The sequence below is a fragment of the Streptomyces sp. NPDC001941 genome (genome assembly GCF_040296945.1).
In the GTDB taxonomy this organism is placed as follows: domain Bacteria; phylum Actinomycetota; class Actinomycetes; order Streptomycetales; family Streptomycetaceae; genus Streptomyces.
The window spans coordinates 1-16010 of record NZ_JBEOYE010000077.1; the positions used below are offsets into that span (position 1 = coordinate 1).

At 72.0% G+C, this 16010-nt stretch carries 16 protein-coding genes; 5 read left to right on the forward strand and 11 right to left on the reverse strand.

What is annotated here, in order from left to right; translation table 11 throughout:
- From ABT160_RS35335 to ABT160_RS35350, 4 genes are all read right to left on the reverse strand, one after another.
- Positions 1 to 2709, reverse strand: a 2709-nt coding sequence (locus ABT160_RS35335) for a coiled-coil domain-containing protein (RefSeq protein WP_351652071.1), incomplete at its 3' end; no start/stop codon positions are given.
- A 309-nt stretch (positions 2710 to 3018) separates the two neighbouring features.
- On the reverse strand, positions 3019 to 3672 hold the full coding sequence (locus ABT160_RS35340) for an RICIN domain-containing protein (protein ID WP_351652072.1): 654 nt from the start codon (positions 3670 to 3672) through the stop codon (positions 3019 to 3021).
- Positions 3673 to 3768: 96 nt separating this feature from the next.
- On the reverse strand, positions 3769 to 5343 hold the full coding sequence (locus ABT160_RS35345) for an AbfB domain-containing protein (RefSeq protein ID WP_351652073.1): 1575 nt from the start codon (positions 5341 to 5343) through the stop codon (positions 3769 to 3771).
- 615 nt (positions 5344 to 5958) lie between these two features.
- Entirely contained in the window at positions 5959 to 6594 is a 636-nt protein-coding gene (locus tag ABT160_RS35350; RefSeq protein ID WP_351652074.1) for an RICIN domain-containing protein, read from the reverse strand.
- 733 nt (positions 6595 to 7327) lie between these two features.
- On the opposite strand from ABT160_RS35350, the gene ABT160_RS35355 reads away from it, so the two are divergent.
- On the forward strand, positions 7328 to 8083 hold the full coding sequence (locus ABT160_RS35355) for a GNAT family N-acetyltransferase (RefSeq protein ID WP_351652075.1): 756 nt from the start codon (positions 7328 to 7330) through the stop codon (positions 8081 to 8083).
- A gap of 51 nt (positions 8084 to 8134) precedes the next feature.
- Here ABT160_RS35355 and ABT160_RS35360 read toward each other — a convergent pair whose 3' ends face one another.
- Positions 8135 to 9397 carry an alpha/beta hydrolase family protein gene (locus ABT160_RS35360; RefSeq protein ID WP_351652076.1) on the reverse strand — a complete coding sequence of 421 codons (1263 nt, stop codon included), beginning with the start codon at positions 9395 to 9397 and terminating at the stop codon, positions 8135 to 8137.
- Positions 9398 to 9433: 36 nt separating this feature from the next.
- Between ABT160_RS35360 and ABT160_RS35365 the strand changes: the two genes are divergently transcribed.
- Complete coding sequence (locus tag ABT160_RS35365; RefSeq protein ID WP_351652077.1) at positions 9434 to 9991, forward strand: helix-turn-helix domain-containing protein; 558 nt, start codon at positions 9434 to 9436, stop codon at positions 9989 to 9991.
- 90 nt (positions 9992 to 10081) lie between these two features.
- On the opposite strand, the gene ABT160_RS35370 is transcribed toward ABT160_RS35365, so the two are convergent.
- The gene (locus ABT160_RS35370; protein WP_351652078.1) at positions 10082 to 10576 is read right to left on the reverse strand and encodes a carboxymuconolactone decarboxylase family protein; all 495 of its coding nucleotides are present in this window, start codon (positions 10574 to 10576) and stop codon (positions 10082 to 10084) included.
- A 164-nt stretch (positions 10577 to 10740) separates the two neighbouring features.
- Here ABT160_RS35370 and ABT160_RS35375 point away from each other — a divergent pair, with 164 nt between their 5' ends.
- Positions 10741 to 11199: a hypothetical protein gene (locus tag ABT160_RS35375; protein ID WP_351652079.1), complete on the forward strand. Its 459-nt coding sequence runs from the start codon at positions 10741 to 10743 to the stop codon at positions 11197 to 11199.
- Between the two features lie 12 nt (positions 11200 to 11211).
- Here the strand turns inward: ABT160_RS35375 and ABT160_RS35380 are convergent, their stop codons facing one another.
- The 5 genes from ABT160_RS35380 to ABT160_RS35400 all read right to left on the reverse strand — a co-directional run bounded on the left by ABT160_RS35380 (position 11212) and on the right by ABT160_RS35400 (position 14509).
- A complete protein-coding gene (locus ABT160_RS35380; protein WP_351652080.1) occupies positions 11212 to 11550 on the reverse strand; it encodes a MerR family transcriptional regulator in 339 nt (112 codons plus the stop codon).
- A 335-nt stretch (positions 11551 to 11885) separates the two neighbouring features.
- Entirely contained in the window at positions 11886 to 12188 is a 303-nt protein-coding gene (locus ABT160_RS35385) for an SCO5918 family protein (RefSeq protein ID WP_351652081.1), read from the reverse strand.
- 70 nt (positions 12189 to 12258) lie between these two features.
- Entirely contained in the window at positions 12259 to 12480 is a 222-nt protein-coding gene (locus tag ABT160_RS35390) for a CBS domain-containing protein (RefSeq protein ID WP_351652106.1), read from the reverse strand.
- A gap of 115 nt (positions 12481 to 12595) precedes the next feature.
- Positions 12596 to 14113, reverse strand: coding sequence for a DEAD/DEAH box helicase (locus ABT160_RS35395; RefSeq protein WP_351652082.1), 1518 nt, complete (start codon positions 14111 to 14113; stop codon positions 12596 to 12598).
- A 192-nt stretch (positions 14114 to 14305) separates the two neighbouring features.
- The gene (locus ABT160_RS35400; protein ID WP_351652083.1) at positions 14306 to 14509 is read right to left on the reverse strand and encodes a cold-shock protein; all 204 of its coding nucleotides are present in this window, start codon (positions 14507 to 14509) and stop codon (positions 14306 to 14308) included.
- A 419-nt stretch (positions 14510 to 14928) separates the two neighbouring features.
- Between ABT160_RS35400 and ABT160_RS35405 the strand changes: the two genes are divergently transcribed.
- The gene (locus ABT160_RS35405) at positions 14929 to 15489 is read left to right on the forward strand and encodes a hypothetical protein (protein ID WP_351652084.1); all 561 of its coding nucleotides are present in this window, start codon (positions 14929 to 14931) and stop codon (positions 15487 to 15489) included.
- A gap of 73 nt (positions 15490 to 15562) precedes the next feature.
- The gene (locus tag ABT160_RS35410) at positions 15563 to 16009 is read left to right on the forward strand and encodes a hypothetical protein (RefSeq protein WP_351652085.1); all 447 of its coding nucleotides are present in this window, start codon (positions 15563 to 15565) and stop codon (positions 16007 to 16009) included.
- Position 16010: the final 1 nt, after the last annotated feature.

Sequence of the window (16010 nt, forward strand, 5' to 3'; positions counted from 1 at the left end):
GCGGGCGACCTTGGCGTCCGCCTGGGCCTGTACGTCGGCCTGGTTGGCGCGGGCGGCGGCCTCCCGGGCCTTGGCACCGTCCTCGGCGGCGGCCGCGGCCGACTTCATCGCGGCGACGGAGGAGCGGGCCGCGTCCACGGACGAGCGCGCTGCCGCCGCGGCGGCCTTGAAGGCGGGGGCGACCTGCGCGTTGGCCTTCTGCGCCGCGGCCTCGGCGGACTCGGCGGCCTTGACCGCCTCCGCGGCGCGGGCCTCCGCCTTGGTGAGCTCGGCCTGGCCCAGGTCCTGGGCGGCCTTCGCGACCTCGGCGGCGAAGTCCGCGCTCACGTCCGTCCCGGCGAACGGCGCGGTGAGCAGGATCGCGGTGTTCGCCGGGTCTGCGATGCCCGCCGCGCTGGTACGGGCGGAGGTGGCCGCCTGCACCGCGACGCCCGCCTGCACGCGGGCCATGGCGGCCTCGCGGACGGCGCCGTCGGCCTCTTCCCGGGTGCGGTTGGCGGCCTGGAGCGACTGGTTGGCACGCTGGGCGGCCAGGCCGGCCAGGCGGGTGGCCTCGTGCGCGGCGATGCCGGCCCGGGCCTCCTGCGCGGTGGCCTCGGCGGCCTTGGCGTTGGCACGGTTGGCGGCGGCGCGGGTCAGGGCCGCTTCCGACTCGGCCCGGTTGGCGGCGGCGTTGGCGGCGTGGGCGGCCGCCTCGGCCTTGTTGGCGGCCGCGTTGGCACGCGCCGCGTGCGCGGTCGCCTCGGAGGCGGCGGCGCGTGCGCGGGCCGCGGCGCCGGAGGCCTCGATCGCGGCCTGGCGCGAACGCACGGCGGCACCGGACGCGGCGTCGGCGGCCGTACGGGCCTCACCGGCCGCGGTCCCGGCCGCATCGGCCGCACCCCGCGCCTCGGTGGCCGCCGTGCGCGCCTCCTCCGCGTACTCGGTGCCCTTCACCTTGGCCGCGTGGGCCTCGGTGGCCCGTGCGCGGGCGTCCTCCGCACGGTGCGCCCGCTCGGCCTCGACGGCCTTGTCCCGGGCGGTGCGGGCCTTGGTCTCCTCGCCGCGCGCGTTGTCGTCGGCCTTGGACGCGATGCCTTCCTGGGTCTGGGCGTACGCGCGCTTCTCGGCGGCCGTGGCGGCCGCCGCCTGGGCGTCGGCGCGCCGGGCGGAGGCCTCGCGCTGTTCGGCCTCGGCACGGGCCCGCGCCGCCGCGGCCCGGTCCCGCTCCTGCTCCGCCCTGATCCGGGCGGCGGTGGCGAGCTCGCGCTCCTTCTCCGCGACCACCCGCTGCTCGGCGGCGATCTTCGCCTGGCGCTGCGCCTCGACGCGTGCGTCACGGGTCTTCTGCGCGTGCTCCCACGCCTGCTTCTCCGCCTGCTCGGCCGCGATCCGCGCCTGCCGCGACTTCGTCGCCGCGTCCGCCGCGATCTTCGCCTGCTTCGCGGCGGCCGCCGCGAGACCGGCCGCCGCCGTGGCGTGCTGCTCGGCGTTCGCACGCCACTTCACCGCCTGCTGCGCGTGCAGCTCGGCCTGGTTCTGCGCGTTCAGACCGGCGGCGTCGGCCGCCGTGGCGTCCACCGCGTGCCGGGCAGTCTCGGACGCCTTCACCGCGGCGTCCGCGGCACTGGCGAGACCGGCGGCGATGTCCGACCACTGCACGCCGTGCGTGATGCCGGTCTCCACCAGGACGTCCGCCTGGACCTTGGCCTGCGCCGCGGCCACCCGGGCGGCCGTCGCCGCGCCCTGCGCGACGCCGACCTGGCGGACGACCTCCGCCTTGACCGGGCCGTAGTCCGACACGCGCTTGCCCGCCTTGTCGGCGGCCAGCATCCGGTCCGCCGCCCGCGACTGCGCCGCGGCGGAGTTCATCGCGTTCGACGCTTCCTTGAGCGCCTTCACCGCGGAGCCGTGCGCCGTGATCAGCTTCGTACGGGCATCGGTGGCGCGCGCCGTGTTCTCCGCGAGCTTGCGCAGCCGCTCCGCCTCGGCCAGCGCCTCCTGCTGCGCCTTCTCCTGGGCGGCCTGGTCGGCGGAGTCCTTGCGCGCGGCCACCAGGTAGCCGTCGGTGAGGAACTGCGCGATCACCTTGTCGTCACCGGTGGCGAGCGCGGCCTGCGCGGCGGCCTTCACCGCCGGGCCGCCGACCGCCACCAGCATCTCGACGCGCTTGCGGTTCTCCGCCGCGCGCTCCTTGTCGTTCTGATCGGTGGCCTTGTCCCGCTGACGGGCGATGTCCGCACCGAACGCGAGGAAGTCCGCCCGGTCCCGGGCGGTGCCCTTCAGCACCCGCTCGACCTCGGCGTTGAAGAACGGGCCGCCGGTCCCGCGCAGCGCCTCGATCTTCTGCCGGTTCGCCACGTCCGTGGAGTCCCGCTTGTCCTTGGCCCGCTGGCGGGCCTCGGCTTCACCGCGCTCCAGGAACTCCCGGATCGCGTTCGGGTCCGTGCTGTCCAGCGCGGCCCGCGCCGCCGTCCGTACCTCTTCCTCCTCGTCGAACTCTGCGAAGTCCTCGACGAGTTGGCGGTCCGACTCGGCGCTCATCGCGTCGAGGCGCGTCGGTGCGGACCGGGGGGCCTCGGACGGCGAGGTCTTACCGAGCGCGGCGAGGAGCTGCGCGAAGTTCGGCTCGCGCGGCGGCCGTTCCTCGGCGGCCGCCTGCGACGTCATGCCGCCGAGCAGCGTCACGGCGAGCGTCGCCGACACCACCTTGCCCATCACGCGGGGCACTCGGCCGCGCGTGGTGCGCTGTCCGGCCCGTGGCCGGAACCCATGCATCACGGGATATCCCTCTCGTTGCGTCAGTTGCTACGTCAGTCGGTGCGAAAGTCGTCGCGTCAGAAATGGGTCATGCAGAAGAAATGGGTCAGGGGTACGTAGGAGAAAAGGTGATCCCCTCCGCCCGCGCACCGCAGGCGGAGGGGATCGCTCGCTCGTCCCGCACGCGCGTCCGCACACTCGCGCGCCGGGGGCCCGACGGGCCCGCACGCTCGCACGGGCTGGTCGGGTGCTCCGGGCGCGCCGGTGCGTCCGGGCGCGTCAGGACTCCACGGTCTCCATGGACCAGCGGGCCGCGCTCACGTCGCCGCAGAAACCGATGAAGGTCGCCGCGCCGTCGTTCTGGCCGGCGCCCGCGATGGTGGAGCAGAACTCCAACTCCTTGGTCAGCCGCAGCTGGTAGCGCTGGATCCCGTCGGCCGCCCCGGCCTTCACGATCCGCCACTCCTGGGACGCGTCCCCGTTGCACCACTGCTGGCCGACCTTCCAGTCGACCTCCTTGCCTGAGGTGAGGCAACGGCCGCTGCGCTTGCCCCGGAGCACGAAGTGGCTGCTGCCGACCGGCAGGAGTTCGAAGACCTGGTTGTCGTCGTCCGGGAGGCAGACCGACTGCACGGCCTTCGCGCCGTTGGCCACGCTGCCGCCCGCGACGGTCAGGCACTTGCCGCTGTGCTCGGCGGCGAAGCGGACGTACTGGGGCGCTCCGGCGGTGGCCAGGGAGCGCGCGGCGACCATGCTGGCGTTCGCGGCGGCCCTGGCAGCCGCCGCGGCCTTGGCCGCGGGGGTGTCCGGGACGACCCTCTGCGCCGGGGTCAGGGGGTCGGCGGTGGCAGCCTGGGCGTTGACGCTACTGCCGACGAGGGCGACGACACCGGCGCCGACGGCGAGGGCGGCGCGGAGCTTCTGGGAGAGCACTGGTACTTCGGTTCCGTTCCGTGGGGGTGCGGGCTGCTGGGCAGGGGGCGCCGCGCGGCGCGCCGGGGGACGGCCCGGCGCGCCACGCGGGCCGGCTCACGGTGCCAGCGGGGTCGTGATCTTCCAGCTCTGGGCGATGTGGAACTCGGTGTTCTTGTAGTCCTGGGCCGCGTACAGGCCGCCCTGCATCTGCTGGAGGTAGCGGACGGTCGGGCCGACGCCCCACTTGAAGGAAGTGCCCGTGCCGGACAGGCCCTTGACCGGGCACCAGGAAGCGGCCGTGCGGAAGGCGCTGCTGCGGTCGTCCGCGGCGTTGATCACGTCGAGGTTCGTCTCGCCCTTGAGGAAGTGGCCGGGCTTGCGCACGGACTCGAAGGAGTAGCAGCCGGGCAGGGCGGCGAGGGAGGGCACGACGACCCAGGTGGCGTCCTCGCGGTCGGCCTGCTTGCTCTTGGTGTCGACCGGGGCGATGAAGGTGGACTTGCCGTCCGGGTCGGAGCGGCGCACGTGCCAGCCGGCGAGCTTCGTGTCGGTCGGCTGGAAGGACTGGCGGCGGGCGCGCTGGAGGTTGTCCTCCTTGAGGAACGCGGCGACGGCCTCGTCGGTCCCGGCGAGCGCCTTCTTGGCGAGGGCGACCAGGTGGGGGTTGACGCCGCTGTTCTCGGCGGCGGCCTGGATCTGGAGCGCCAGCTTGCGGTTGGCCTCGGCGATCTTCTTGCGGCGGTTCTCGTCGTCGCGCTTGTACGCGGCGTCGGCGCCGGTGTGGATGTACGCCTTCCACACGGCCGGGTCCGAGCTGAGCACCGCGCGCTGGCCCTCGGCGTAGAGCTCGCCGCCCTTGAGGTCGGCCGGGGCGAGGCGCAGGAGCTCGCGGATGAAGTTGTCCGCGCTCAGGGCGAGTTGGGCCTCGGTGGGCGTGATGCGGAAGAGGGCGGCGGTGCTGGTCCGGGCGGCGAGCTCCTTCTTACGCTCGGCCTCCTTGCGGTTCTGCTCCTCCAGCTCCTCCAACTCCTTCGCGACGTCGCGCTTGTGGGCCTCGCGCGCGCCGTTGACGATGAACTCGCGCCAGTCCGCGGGCTCTCCGGCCAACGCCTTGAGCGCGGCGGCCTTCACCTCGGGACCGGACGCGGCGTGCCGGGCGACGGCCCGCACGAAGTTGTCGTCGCTCAGGGCGAGGAGCTCGGGCGTGCTCGGGATGCCGATCACCAGCAGGGCCTGGGACTTGGCGAGCCGGGCGACGCGCTCGGCCTCGGCCTTGTCCCGCTCGCGCTGCTGGTCGAGGCGGTACGCGGCGTGGATGCCGGTGGTGATGAACGCCACGTGGTCGGCGGGCAGCGCGCTGGACATCGCCTGCTCGGCCGCCGTGCGCACCGACTCCAGCTTCTCGCCCGCGTCGTTGGCCTTCTGCCACAGCGCGTGGATGAAGTCGTAGTCGCTCAGCAGCAGTACGTCTGCGGTGGGGTCGAGGCGCACGACGGCGGCGGCGTCGACGCGCTCGGTGTCGGTCGTGCCGATACCGGCGGCCCGGGCGACGACGTCGGCCGGCGGCTGGGCCACGGCGGCGCCCGCCGGCACGGCGGCACCGGCCATGGCGGTGAGCGCGGTGACGGTCACCAGGGAGCTGGTGACGAGCTTCCGCGTGCGCGCGGAGGTGTGGTGTCGGTTGTTCATGGTGGTGTCAGTGACTCCTCTGCCACCGGGTGGCGGTGGCACGACGACGTTGGTGCGTGGGGCGGGCGGAGGCCCGGCCCGTGAATGGCTGGATCGTGTGCGAGCGGGTCCGGAACAGGACCCGCGGGCAGGGGCGAGCGCACGAAGAAGAGGCGTACGGCCCGGGCATGACGGCACGGCGCCACCGGAAGGGAAACCGAGCGGGCAAAGACACCCGAGAGGAGATTCCACGAGCTTCGGGGACCCGATAAGACCCATGGGAACCCATGGGGACCCACTGGGACCGCGAGAAGTTACGTGATTCCGGCGCGCATTCGCATCGCGGGCGCGATTACACGGAAAACAGTGACGAGTTATCCGGATGCCGGCACAGCAGTGCCGTCGGACATTCGTGAATGGTGATACGCGTTTCGGCCGTTCATGTTTCCCCCCGATACCGAACGATGTGGCACAAGGCATGCGTGATACGCCGGTGACTGGTCCCCGCGCGTTTCCCCATCCGCATGCCCGCCGGTCAAGCAGGCCGCCCTCACTTTAACCTATGTTTACCGATCTGTGCACGGCCCATCAAATGACCCGTGCATCCAGCCCGGTTGGGCCCGCCGTGCGACCGCCTCAGTGGACGAACAGCAGGCGCCACTCCTGGCTGGGCATGTTGTCGAAGCAGTCCACGACGAACGCGGTCGGCTCCTCGCCCGGCTGTGCGCCGCCCAGGGACAGGCACTGCCCGGGGGCGTCCAGCGGGTGCCAGCGGATCAGGTTCTTCTCGCTGCCGTCGAAGAACTGCATCTCCCAGCGCTGTCCGGCGGAGCCGTCGCACCAGTTCTGCACGACGTCGGGCGTGCCCGACGCGACGTGGGCGAGGCACCGCCCGCTGTGCTTGGCGACGAGTACCCAGCCGCCCTTGTCGTGCGGCACCACGGTGAAGACCTGGTGGTCGGCGGTGTCGTCACAGGTGCCCTCGATGGCGTGGGCGCCCTGGCGGAGGCTTCCGTTCGCAATGGTCAGGCACCTGCTGCCGTACTTCACCTGGATCCGGGCGGTGATGCCGGAGGGCGCGCCCGCGGTGGGCGCGGCGGTGCGCGGTACGGCCTCGGGCCCGGGCTGGGCGGCCTGCGCGGCGGCCGGGCCACCGAGGACCGCCGCGACGGCGAGGCAGGCGGTCAACGCGAGTGTGCGGAGACGGGACATGGTGGATCCGTTCATCGAGGAGTGGCGGCGCGACGGCACGGCGACGGTGTACGCGCCCATGCCGGAAGGCCCGTACGACGCGGTGTGCGTCCGGGCGGGCGCGCCGGGGCAGGAAGAGGCGCGGGCAGGGTGGAAAGGGGTCCGAGGAGTGCGCCGAGGCACCGGGGACGCCTCCACGGAAGGCGGTCGGTGGCCACTCGGACGCGATCCGGGGAGGCCTCCGAAGTCCGCTCGGAGAGCGCGGTTACGGCGCGGGAAGGCGAATCAGCCGGTGGGCTTGAGCCTGAGGAAGGAAAGTCCGGAAAACGCGGACGTCACGGCGTCAGAGTGGTCGGACCTGCGGCTCACGATGAATCCCCCGATACACGCTAGACCCCCGGCGCGCACACGGTACGACGAAGTGCACGCACTCCACCGATCCCCTCCGGTGCGCCAGCCGGTCGAGCTGGTCAAGTTGGTCACCGGGACTCTATCCGGCGTCCGCGGAAATCCGCAACGCGACCCCTGGTGAGCGACTTTGAGCGGAAGGGATCAGCCTTCCCGACGGGAATTCCTCGCCCTTTACCGGGCCGACTGAACGAAGGCCGGCGACGGGCCGGGGAGGTCCAGGCGGAACGAGCCGGGAGACCACGCGGGCTCCCGCTCGTCAGGGGAGTGTCAATTCGCCCGGCCGAACGCTCTCCCGGGCGAGCGGTGCGCCTACATTTCTGACGCACGCGGATGACGTCACCCCACAACGCCCCACCTCCCGACCGGAGATGTCGTGATCGCTCACTCGGCCCATCAACCACACTTGTTCGTAAGGCACTTCGCCACCGGGGTCCCCGGCAGCGCCGCACTGGCCGAGCACGTACTGACCAGCGGCCACGGCACCTGGTGGACCGACCGCCCCGTCCGGCCGCGCGTGGTCGCCGTGACGTGCGGCGGGCACACGCTCCTGGCGGGCGATCCGGACGCGCTCACCCCCGCGGACCTCGCTCCGCTGGCAGGACAGTGCGTCGAGGCGCCCGCCCCCTTCCTGCCCCTGCTCCGCTCGGCGTTCCCGCTCCTCCACACGCGGGACCGCATGCTCTACGTACAGCAGGCGCCCCCGCTACCGACGCGGCCGGTGCGCGGTGTGAGCGTCCGCAGACTGTGCCCCGAGGACGGCTCCGCGCTCGCCGCCGCCGACTCCGCGCTGCACCGGACGTACGCCACCTGGGGCGGACCGCACGCCTTGGCCCGCTCCGGCTACGGCTGGGCCGCCTTCCGCAAGGGCCGGCTCCTCGCGGTGGCCAGCTCGCGCTTCGCGGGGAGCCGGTACGAGGACGTGGCCTGCGCCACTGTGACGGCCGAGCGACGCCGACACCTGGCCGCGGCCTGCGTGGCGGGCCTGAGCGCGGACGTCACCGCACGCGGGCGCAGCGCGACCTGGAGCTGCTCGCGCGACGACCGGGCGAGCCGCCTGCTGGCCTGGACCAGTGGCTTCAGACTCGTAAGCGAATACACGCACCACACCACCGGGCCGCGGACCGCCCATGGATCGATACCGCTGCACGCCGCCGCATGACGACGCGCCCGACCCTCATCTCCGGCGCACCCTGAGGGAGTTACCCCTTCCCTACGGTCGCGTCAGCCAGGCCGCGATGTCGTCAACCACTGACGCGGAGACGTGTCCCGGCCGGCTGTATTCGGCCGGGGTGGGGCGTCCGCTGCCGGGGAAGAAGAGGTGGTTGACGTCCTGGTGGATGCGGATCGTCACCCCGGGGCGCTCCGCGAGGGCGCGCTGCCACAGGGCCAGGTCGTCGGCGACGGTCACCTGGTAGTCGCGACCGCCCTGCAGGATCAGCATGGGGCAAGTCAGCGCGGCCGCCGTGGACAGTTGGTCGTAGGCGCACAGGTCCAGCCAGTAGGCGGCGGACAGGCCCAGGGGCAGGAGGTCGGCCGGGGTGTCCGGGGCCAGTTGGGGGCCGGCGACCCGTTCGGCTTTGCGGGCGAGGTCGGCCACCGCCTGGTCGGCGCCCGGGCCGGGGGCGAGGTCGGCGAGGTGGCGGGCCACCCGGACGGCCGCCTGGTGCATGGGTTGCGCGTCCGCGGCGAGCATGACGAGACCGGCCACCGAGGGGTCGGCGGCAGCGATCCGGGGAGCGGCCTTGCCGCCCATGCTGTGGCCGAGGAGGTGAATGCGGTCCGGGTCCACCTGGGCGTGGTGGCGCAGGAGTCGGACGGCGGCGTGCGCGGGCGGCAGGTATTCGTCGGCCATGGTGAAGTCGCCGGGGACGCGGCCGGGGTGGGCGAAGGTGGGCTTGTCGAAGCGCAGCACGGCGATCCGGCGGGAGGCCAGTGCCCAGGCGAGGTCCTTGAGGGGCTTGTTGGGGCCGCTGGTCTCGTCCCGGTCGAAGGGTCCGCCTCCGGCGAGCAGCACCACGGCGGGCCAAGGCCCTTCACCCTGGGGCAGGCTGAGGGTTCCGGGAACGGCGAGCGGTCCCGTACCGAGTCGTACGTCCTGTTCGCTGAAGCGGTCCTGGTGCGCGTAGTGCGGCGGCTGCCACTCCGCGTCTCCGTACGGGTCGAGCCGCAGCCCCTGGAGCAGGCCGCCGTCGCCGACGGAGACGACCATGCCGAAGCTTCCTCCGGCGCAGTCGACCGGGACGCGCACCCGGGGCGGGTCGGCTTCGCCGGGCTCCAGGTGTGGCTCCCGGACGGTCCGGACCCCGCCGTGCTCGGCCGCCTGGGCCTCCCAGGCCAGCCGCAGCGCCTCGGCGGGCACGGCGGCTCTCAGCGGTGGCGCGAAGAGCTCCGCGACCTGCTCGAAGTGCTCCGCCCTCAGCAGCGCCGCCAGGCGTCGCGCTGCCTCCAGTGCCCCATCCCCGTTTGTTCTCATGATTGAGAACGGTAGCAGCTATGAGATCGTTGGGACATGGACGCCCTGAAGCTGCTTGCCCACCCCATCCGGCTGCGGATCGTGCACGCGATGGGCGGAGGGAGGCTGCTGACCACCGCCCAGCTGTGCGCACGCATCCCGGACGCCTCCAAGGCCACCGTCTACCGCCACATCGACACGCTGGTCAGCGGCGGGATCCTGGAAGTGGCCGAGGAACACCGGGTACGCGGGGCAGTGGAACGGCACTACCGGCTGCGCCAGGACCGGGCCGCCATCGGAGCCGACAGGCTCCGCACGCTCACCCCCGAGGACCACCGCCAGGCGTTCGCCACGGCGATGGCCGCGCTGCTCGCCGAGTTCAACACCTACCTCGACAGCGAGGACGCGGATCCCGTCGCCGACCAAGTCGGCTACCGCCAGCACGCCGTCTGGCTCACGCCTTACGAACTGACCGAATTGATCACCGAGTTGCGTGCGGCCATCGCACCGAGGCTGGCCCACTCCCCCGGCCCGGACCGGGCCCAGTACCTGCTCAGCCCGATCCACTTCCCCGTGGAGGCCCCGGCGCGGCCCACCCGACAGCCCAACGATTGACCACGCCGGCCGCTGACGTCACCGGGTGACGTCAGCGGCCGACCGAAGGACCGCCGAGCCACTCGCGTCGGTCGGCCGCGCGGAATCGGCTCACGCGCTCGCTTCCGCCGTCATCCCGGTGGAGATGGCGATGCGGTTCCAGGTGTTGATGACGCAGATCGAGGCGATGAGACGCGCCAGCTCGACCTCGTCGAAGTGGGCCGCCACCTGGGCGTAGACGTCGTCCGGGACCCGGTGCTCGGCGATGAGGGTGACCGCCTCGGTGAGGGCGAGCGCGGCCTGCTCGCGCTCGGTGAAGAGGGCGCGCGCCTCGCGCCAGACCGGCAGCACGTGCAGCCGCTCCTCGCTCTCCCCGGCCTTGCAGGCGTCGGCCGCGTGGGCCTGGACGCAGTACCCGCACTGGTTGATCTGGGACGCCCGGATGTGGATGAGCTCGACCAGGCCGGGGTCGAGACCTTCGTTCGCGGCGAGGTCGAACCCGTTCAGCGCCTTGAACGCCTTGGGCACGGCCTTGAAGAAGTTGACGCGCGAAACGGTGGGGGCAGTCATGGGGGTGATGGCGGCTGGGGCGGTGCTGGTGGTCATGGCTTTCCCGTCCTGTCGCTGTGCCCGAGGGGCCGATAAGAGAATTCAGGAACAAGTCGTTTTTTAGTTCCCAAATCGAACATAACAGGCCCTGAGAGGCGAAAGGAATGACCAAAGGATGACAGTGGGCCGAAAGGCGCCTGACACACGAGGGGGAGCTGACCATGGCGGACGAGACCGACGTCCTCTTGGAACTGTGGAAGGGCCAGCGTGAAGAAGCCCGGCAGCTGGAGGCCCAGCGCGCGGCGCTGACCAACATCGTGATCGTCATGGCGGGAGCGGCCCTGGGATTCCTGGCGCAGCAGGGCGGGCTCCAGCTGTCCTCGCTCGGCGTCACGGTGCCCATGTTCGTACTCGGTGGTTTCGGCGCCGTGGCGAGCGCGAAGTACGCCGAGCGGTGGGTGGTTCACGCGGGTCTGGCCGACGCCTTCCGGCGCGAAGTCGGACTGAGGCACCCCGGTCTGGACCTGGACGCGGTGGTGGCCGCGAACCGCGTCGAGCGCCAGGCCCTGTTCCCGCGCGTCCACCGGATCAAGATCTGGCTCCTGTGGGTGCTGCTGCACTCGGCCGTCTCGCTCGGCGGCCTCCTCCTGAGCGCCTGGATCCTCGCCCGGCACACGTGACCGGCTCCCGTCTCAGGCCGTGGGCGCCGGACCGGAGGACTCGGCGGCGCGGCGGTACTCGGCGTTGATGCGCTGGGCCTCTTCGAGCTGGTCCTCGAGGATGACGATGCGGCAGGCGGCCTCGATCGGGGTGCCCTGGTCGACGAGCTCACGCGCGCGGGCGGCGATCCGCAGCTGGTAGCGGGAGTAGCGCCGGTGCCCGCCCTCGGAGCGCAGGGGCGTGATCAGGCGCGCCTCGCCGAGGGCGCGCAGGAAGCCGGGAGTGGCGCCGATCATCTCGGCGGCCCGGCCCATGGTGTAGGCGGGGTAATCGTCGTCGTCGAGACGACCCAGCGACTTGTCCGCTGTCATTTCACCTCTCTGTGGAACGGTGGAACGGTGGAGCACGTGGAGGGCCCCGGCGCCGTACGGCACCAGGGCCCTGAGGAACTACTACACCATCCGCCGACCGTGATGACGCTTCAGCCCGTCGCGGCCGCCGGGCGCGGGACGGCCCGACCGCCCCACCCACCTGCCTGCCGACGTCCTACGGTACCCGGGCCCGGTGTTCGCGAAGGGGCCGGGAAGAGCAGCAGTACGAGTGAGGGCCCGACCGGAACGTGCCGGTCGGGCCCTCACTCGTACTGGTGCTCCTACTGCTTCCCGTTCGCCTCGCCGGACGGCCTCGTCGAACGGCCGCCCGTCGCCTAGGACCGGTCTCCGAGGAGGGCCGAAGCCTGCTCGAGGGAGGTCAGGGCGGGCGCGGGCGCGGCCTCGGTGGCCGTGTTGCAGGTGAAGCCGAGCCGGGTCATGGCCCGCATGACCTCGCCGGCGCTGAAGTCGCGGCGGTCCTGGCGGGTGATGACCTGGCCGACCTGCTTCGCGGGGTACTGGCGTCGTCCGATGGTGACGTACTCGCCGGTGACCGGCTCGGGCTTGACGCCCTTCATCGCTTCCAGCACTCCGGCCTTGGTCAGGTCGAACGGGAAGCGGGCGATGACGCAGCGCATGGGGCCTCACAAGTGTCGCGGGGACTGGGACGAGCGGGACCGGCCGGAGCGGGGTCTCGGCCGGTGGTGGTCAGGCGGCGGCGGGGACGCCACCGAGGTCGCGCAGGCGGATCCGGTCCGTGTAACCGGCGTCGGCACGGAAGGCATTGAGTTCGGCCAGGGTGATCCGACCCGTGAGCCCGCCGTCCGCGTCGCAGACGTGCAGGTGTCCGACCCGGGCGCCGGCCATGACGGACAACGCGACCTCGACGGTCATGTCGTCCCAGACGCGCGGCGTGGCGTCGGTGTGCATCGGGTGGAACTTCTTCTGGACCGGCGTCAAATGGTGCCTCCTGCGGAGATGGGTCGGCGTCCCGGTCGCGGGGGCGCCGGGGGCGGGTCTGCGGACGGTTGTCTGCGGACGGTTCCTAGGCCGCCGACTCTGCAGGGCGCTGCTGTACGGATGCGCGTCGGCCCGCTGGGGCGGGACGTCGACGGCCTCGTGAGGCGGCGCGGCGCTTGGCGCGTTCGTCCACCGTGGCGGTGACGACGACCGGAACCCCGGAGGGGGTCCGGGCTCCGGTGATGCGCTGGAGCTCCGCCTCTCCGGAGCGTACCTCGGTGACCCGCGCGTGGATACCTGCGTCCGCCATGAGGCGCGACATGCCACGACGTTGGCTGGGCGTGACCAGGGTGACGACGCTGCCCGACTCTCCCGCGCGGGCGGTGCGGCCGCCGCGGTGGAGGTAGTCCTTGGGGTCGGTCGGCGGGTCGACGTTGACGACCAGGTCGAGGTCGTCGACGTGGATGCCGCGGGCGGCCACGTTCGTGGCGACGAGCACGGTGACCTGCCCGGTCTTGAACTGTCGCAGGGTGCGAGTGCGTTGGGGCTGCGACTTCCCGCCGTGCAGCGCGGCGGCGCACACACCGCTGGCGAGCAGGTCCCGGGTGAGCCGGTCCACGGCGTGCTTGGTGTCCAAGAACATGATCACGCGGCCGTCGCGGGCGGCGATCTCCGTGGTGGTCGTGAGTTTGTCCGCGTCCCGGACGTGCAGCACGTGGTGCTCCATCGTCGTGACCGCGCCGGCCGACGGGTCGACCGAGTGGACGACGGGGTCGGTCAGGTAGCGGCGCACCAGGAGGTCGACGTTGCGGTCCAGGGTGGCGGAGAACAGCATGCGCTGCCCCTCGGGACGCACCTGGTCGAGCAGCGCAGTGACCTGCGGCATGAAGCCCATGTCGGCCATCTGGTCGGCCTCGTCCAGCACGATGCCGCCGACCTGGTCCAGCCGGCACTCGCCGCGGTCGATGAGGTCCTTGAGGCGGCCCGGGGTCGCGACCACGATCTCGGCTCCGCCGCGCAGCGCGGCGGCCTGCCTGCCGATCGACGTACCGCCGACGACCGTGGTCAGGCGGAGCCTCACGCAACGGGCGTACGGGGTGAGCGCGTCGGTCACCTGCTGGGCGAGCTCGCGGGTGGGGACGAGGACCAGGCCCAGCGGTCGACGGGGCTCGGCGCGCTGCCCCGCGGTGCGGGCGAGGAGGGCGAGTCCGAAGGCGAGCGTCTTGCCGGAGCCGGTGCGTCCGCGGCCCAGGACGTCCCGGCCCGCGAGGGAGTTCGGCAGCGTCGCGCCCTGGATGGGGAACGGCACGGTGAGTCCCTGCCTGCCCAGTTCGGCCAGCAGCGCGGCGGGCATGTCGAGCGCGGCGAACTCCGTCACGGCGGGCAGCGCCGGAGTGACGGTGGTGGGGAGAGCGAACTCCTGTGGCGCGGTGGGCCGTCGCCCGCGGCCACGCGACCGCCAGGCCCCGGCAGACCCACCGGACCCACCGGAACCGCCGGTACGGCCCGAAGCGGCGAAGCCGGACTGCCGGCCGCCCTTCCCGGTGCCGTAACCGCTCTTGCGGGGACTGGTGGAGCGGTCGGTCGTGCGCGTGCGGTTCAAAAAGGAACCTTCCTGTTACGGCCCATCTCATGGAATCTCCGCGGGGGACGAGTGCCGCGGGGAATTTCGAGAATGGGCCGGTGAAAAACCGATGAAAAGGGCGCCCGCAGCCGAAAATCTCGCCGGGAACGCACGCAGCTGGGGCCCGCACCCCGAAGGATGCGGGCCCCAGCTGCGATGTGTGCGTCAGTGTCAGGCGGGAACGATGTTCTCCGCCGTGGGGCCCTTCTGGCCCTGCGCGATGTCGAAGGACACCTTCTGGCCCTCGGCCAGCTCACGGAAGCCCTGGGCGGCGATGTTCGAGTAGTGGGCGAACACGTCGGCGCCGCCGTCACTCTGCTCGATGAAGCCGAAGCCCTTTTCCGAGTTGAACCACTTCACGGTACCGGTGGCCATGTCTATCTCCTTTGGGGCAGTACATCGGCGACCGCACCGTGCGGACACCGTGTCGCCGCGATGATTACCCCGCCGGAAATGACCGGATCACACGAAAAGCGCCCCGGCCGAAATAATCAGGCCAGGAGCACTTGAAGTTTTGGGAACCACAACTGCAACTGATTCGACAGTAGCACGCCACGGCTGCCGGGGCGGGAAAAATAATTCCGCTCCGCCCGTCGCACCAGGAACTCTCACCGCGCGGTGCGTCGAATTCTCACTCGGCGAACACAGAAATTTCCTGTCCGCGAGCACCCAGGAGCGCCGACCCACCTCCGAACGGGCCCTTCGGAGGTGCCCCTCCGAAGACGCGGTGCTTGGCTGGAGGACCAGGCCCCGCCTGCCACCTCCCCGTCCCGTCGCTCCGCGAAGGAACCCAGATGTCCCCGAACTCGCGCAGGCTGACAGTCACGCTCTCCGTACTGCTCGCCGTGTCCGCGTCCACAGGCTCCGCAGTCGCCTCCGCTCCCCTCCCCGTCGCCTCCGAAGCTGCTCACGCGTCCGCCGCGCCGAGGCCGGGTGACCTCATCAAAGCACTGCGCGCCGAGGCGGAAGAGACCATGGGCCTGGTCCAATTGGCCTGTGACCTCGATCTCGTCGACGGCCGCTTCGTCGAGCGGGCGGTCGCCGCCCTCCGCGAGAACACCGCGCCCCTCACGCGGAGTCCGGACGGAAACAAGGTCCTGGACGGGGTGACCGCCAGTCTGGAGCGGCACAAGAACGACGGCCTGTGCTCGTCGCGCGCCGCGCAGGAAGCGATCAAGAGCGAACTCATGAAGAACGTAGGGGTGTCGACGGCGATGAAGTTCAAGAAGGAACTCGAGCGGGACATTCCCGCGGCCCGCCAGGCGCTGCGCGGCTTCAACGACGCGCTGCGCGATCTGATCTCCGACGAGATCGACACACCGGCCGTCTCGATCGGTCTGCACCTGGATCTCTGAGTCCGCGTCCCCGAGTCCGCCGCCGGGCGGGCATCCCGCCCCGCCCGGCTCGGGCGCTGGATACGATCGCGGAGTGAACTCCACCCGGGAAGCTGCCGAGTTGCTCACCGCACTGGCCGACGCCGCGGCCCGTTTCAGGCAGGCGGGCTACGCCATCTTCCTGCGGCACCAACACGACACCCGGTGGAGGCAGTTCAGCAGCTACGGGGGCTCCGACGGCGAGCCCTGCGCCGTCGTCGGCTTCCTCATCAGCTTCCAGGACGACCGTGACCTCTGCGTCTCGGCGGTGGTCACCGCCACGCCCGACGGACTGACCGTCGGCGCGGACATCACGATCGACAGCGACGAGACGGAGACGGCCCGGGGCGAGCACCTCACGTACCTGCTTGAACTGCCGGACGTCGTCACCACCACGATGCCGGAATGCACCGCGACGCTCGACGACTACGTCCGGCAGCTGACGGACGCCGCCCCGGGCCTGGCGGATCAAGTCCTCGCGCGCACTCGCCCCGGACGCTGAG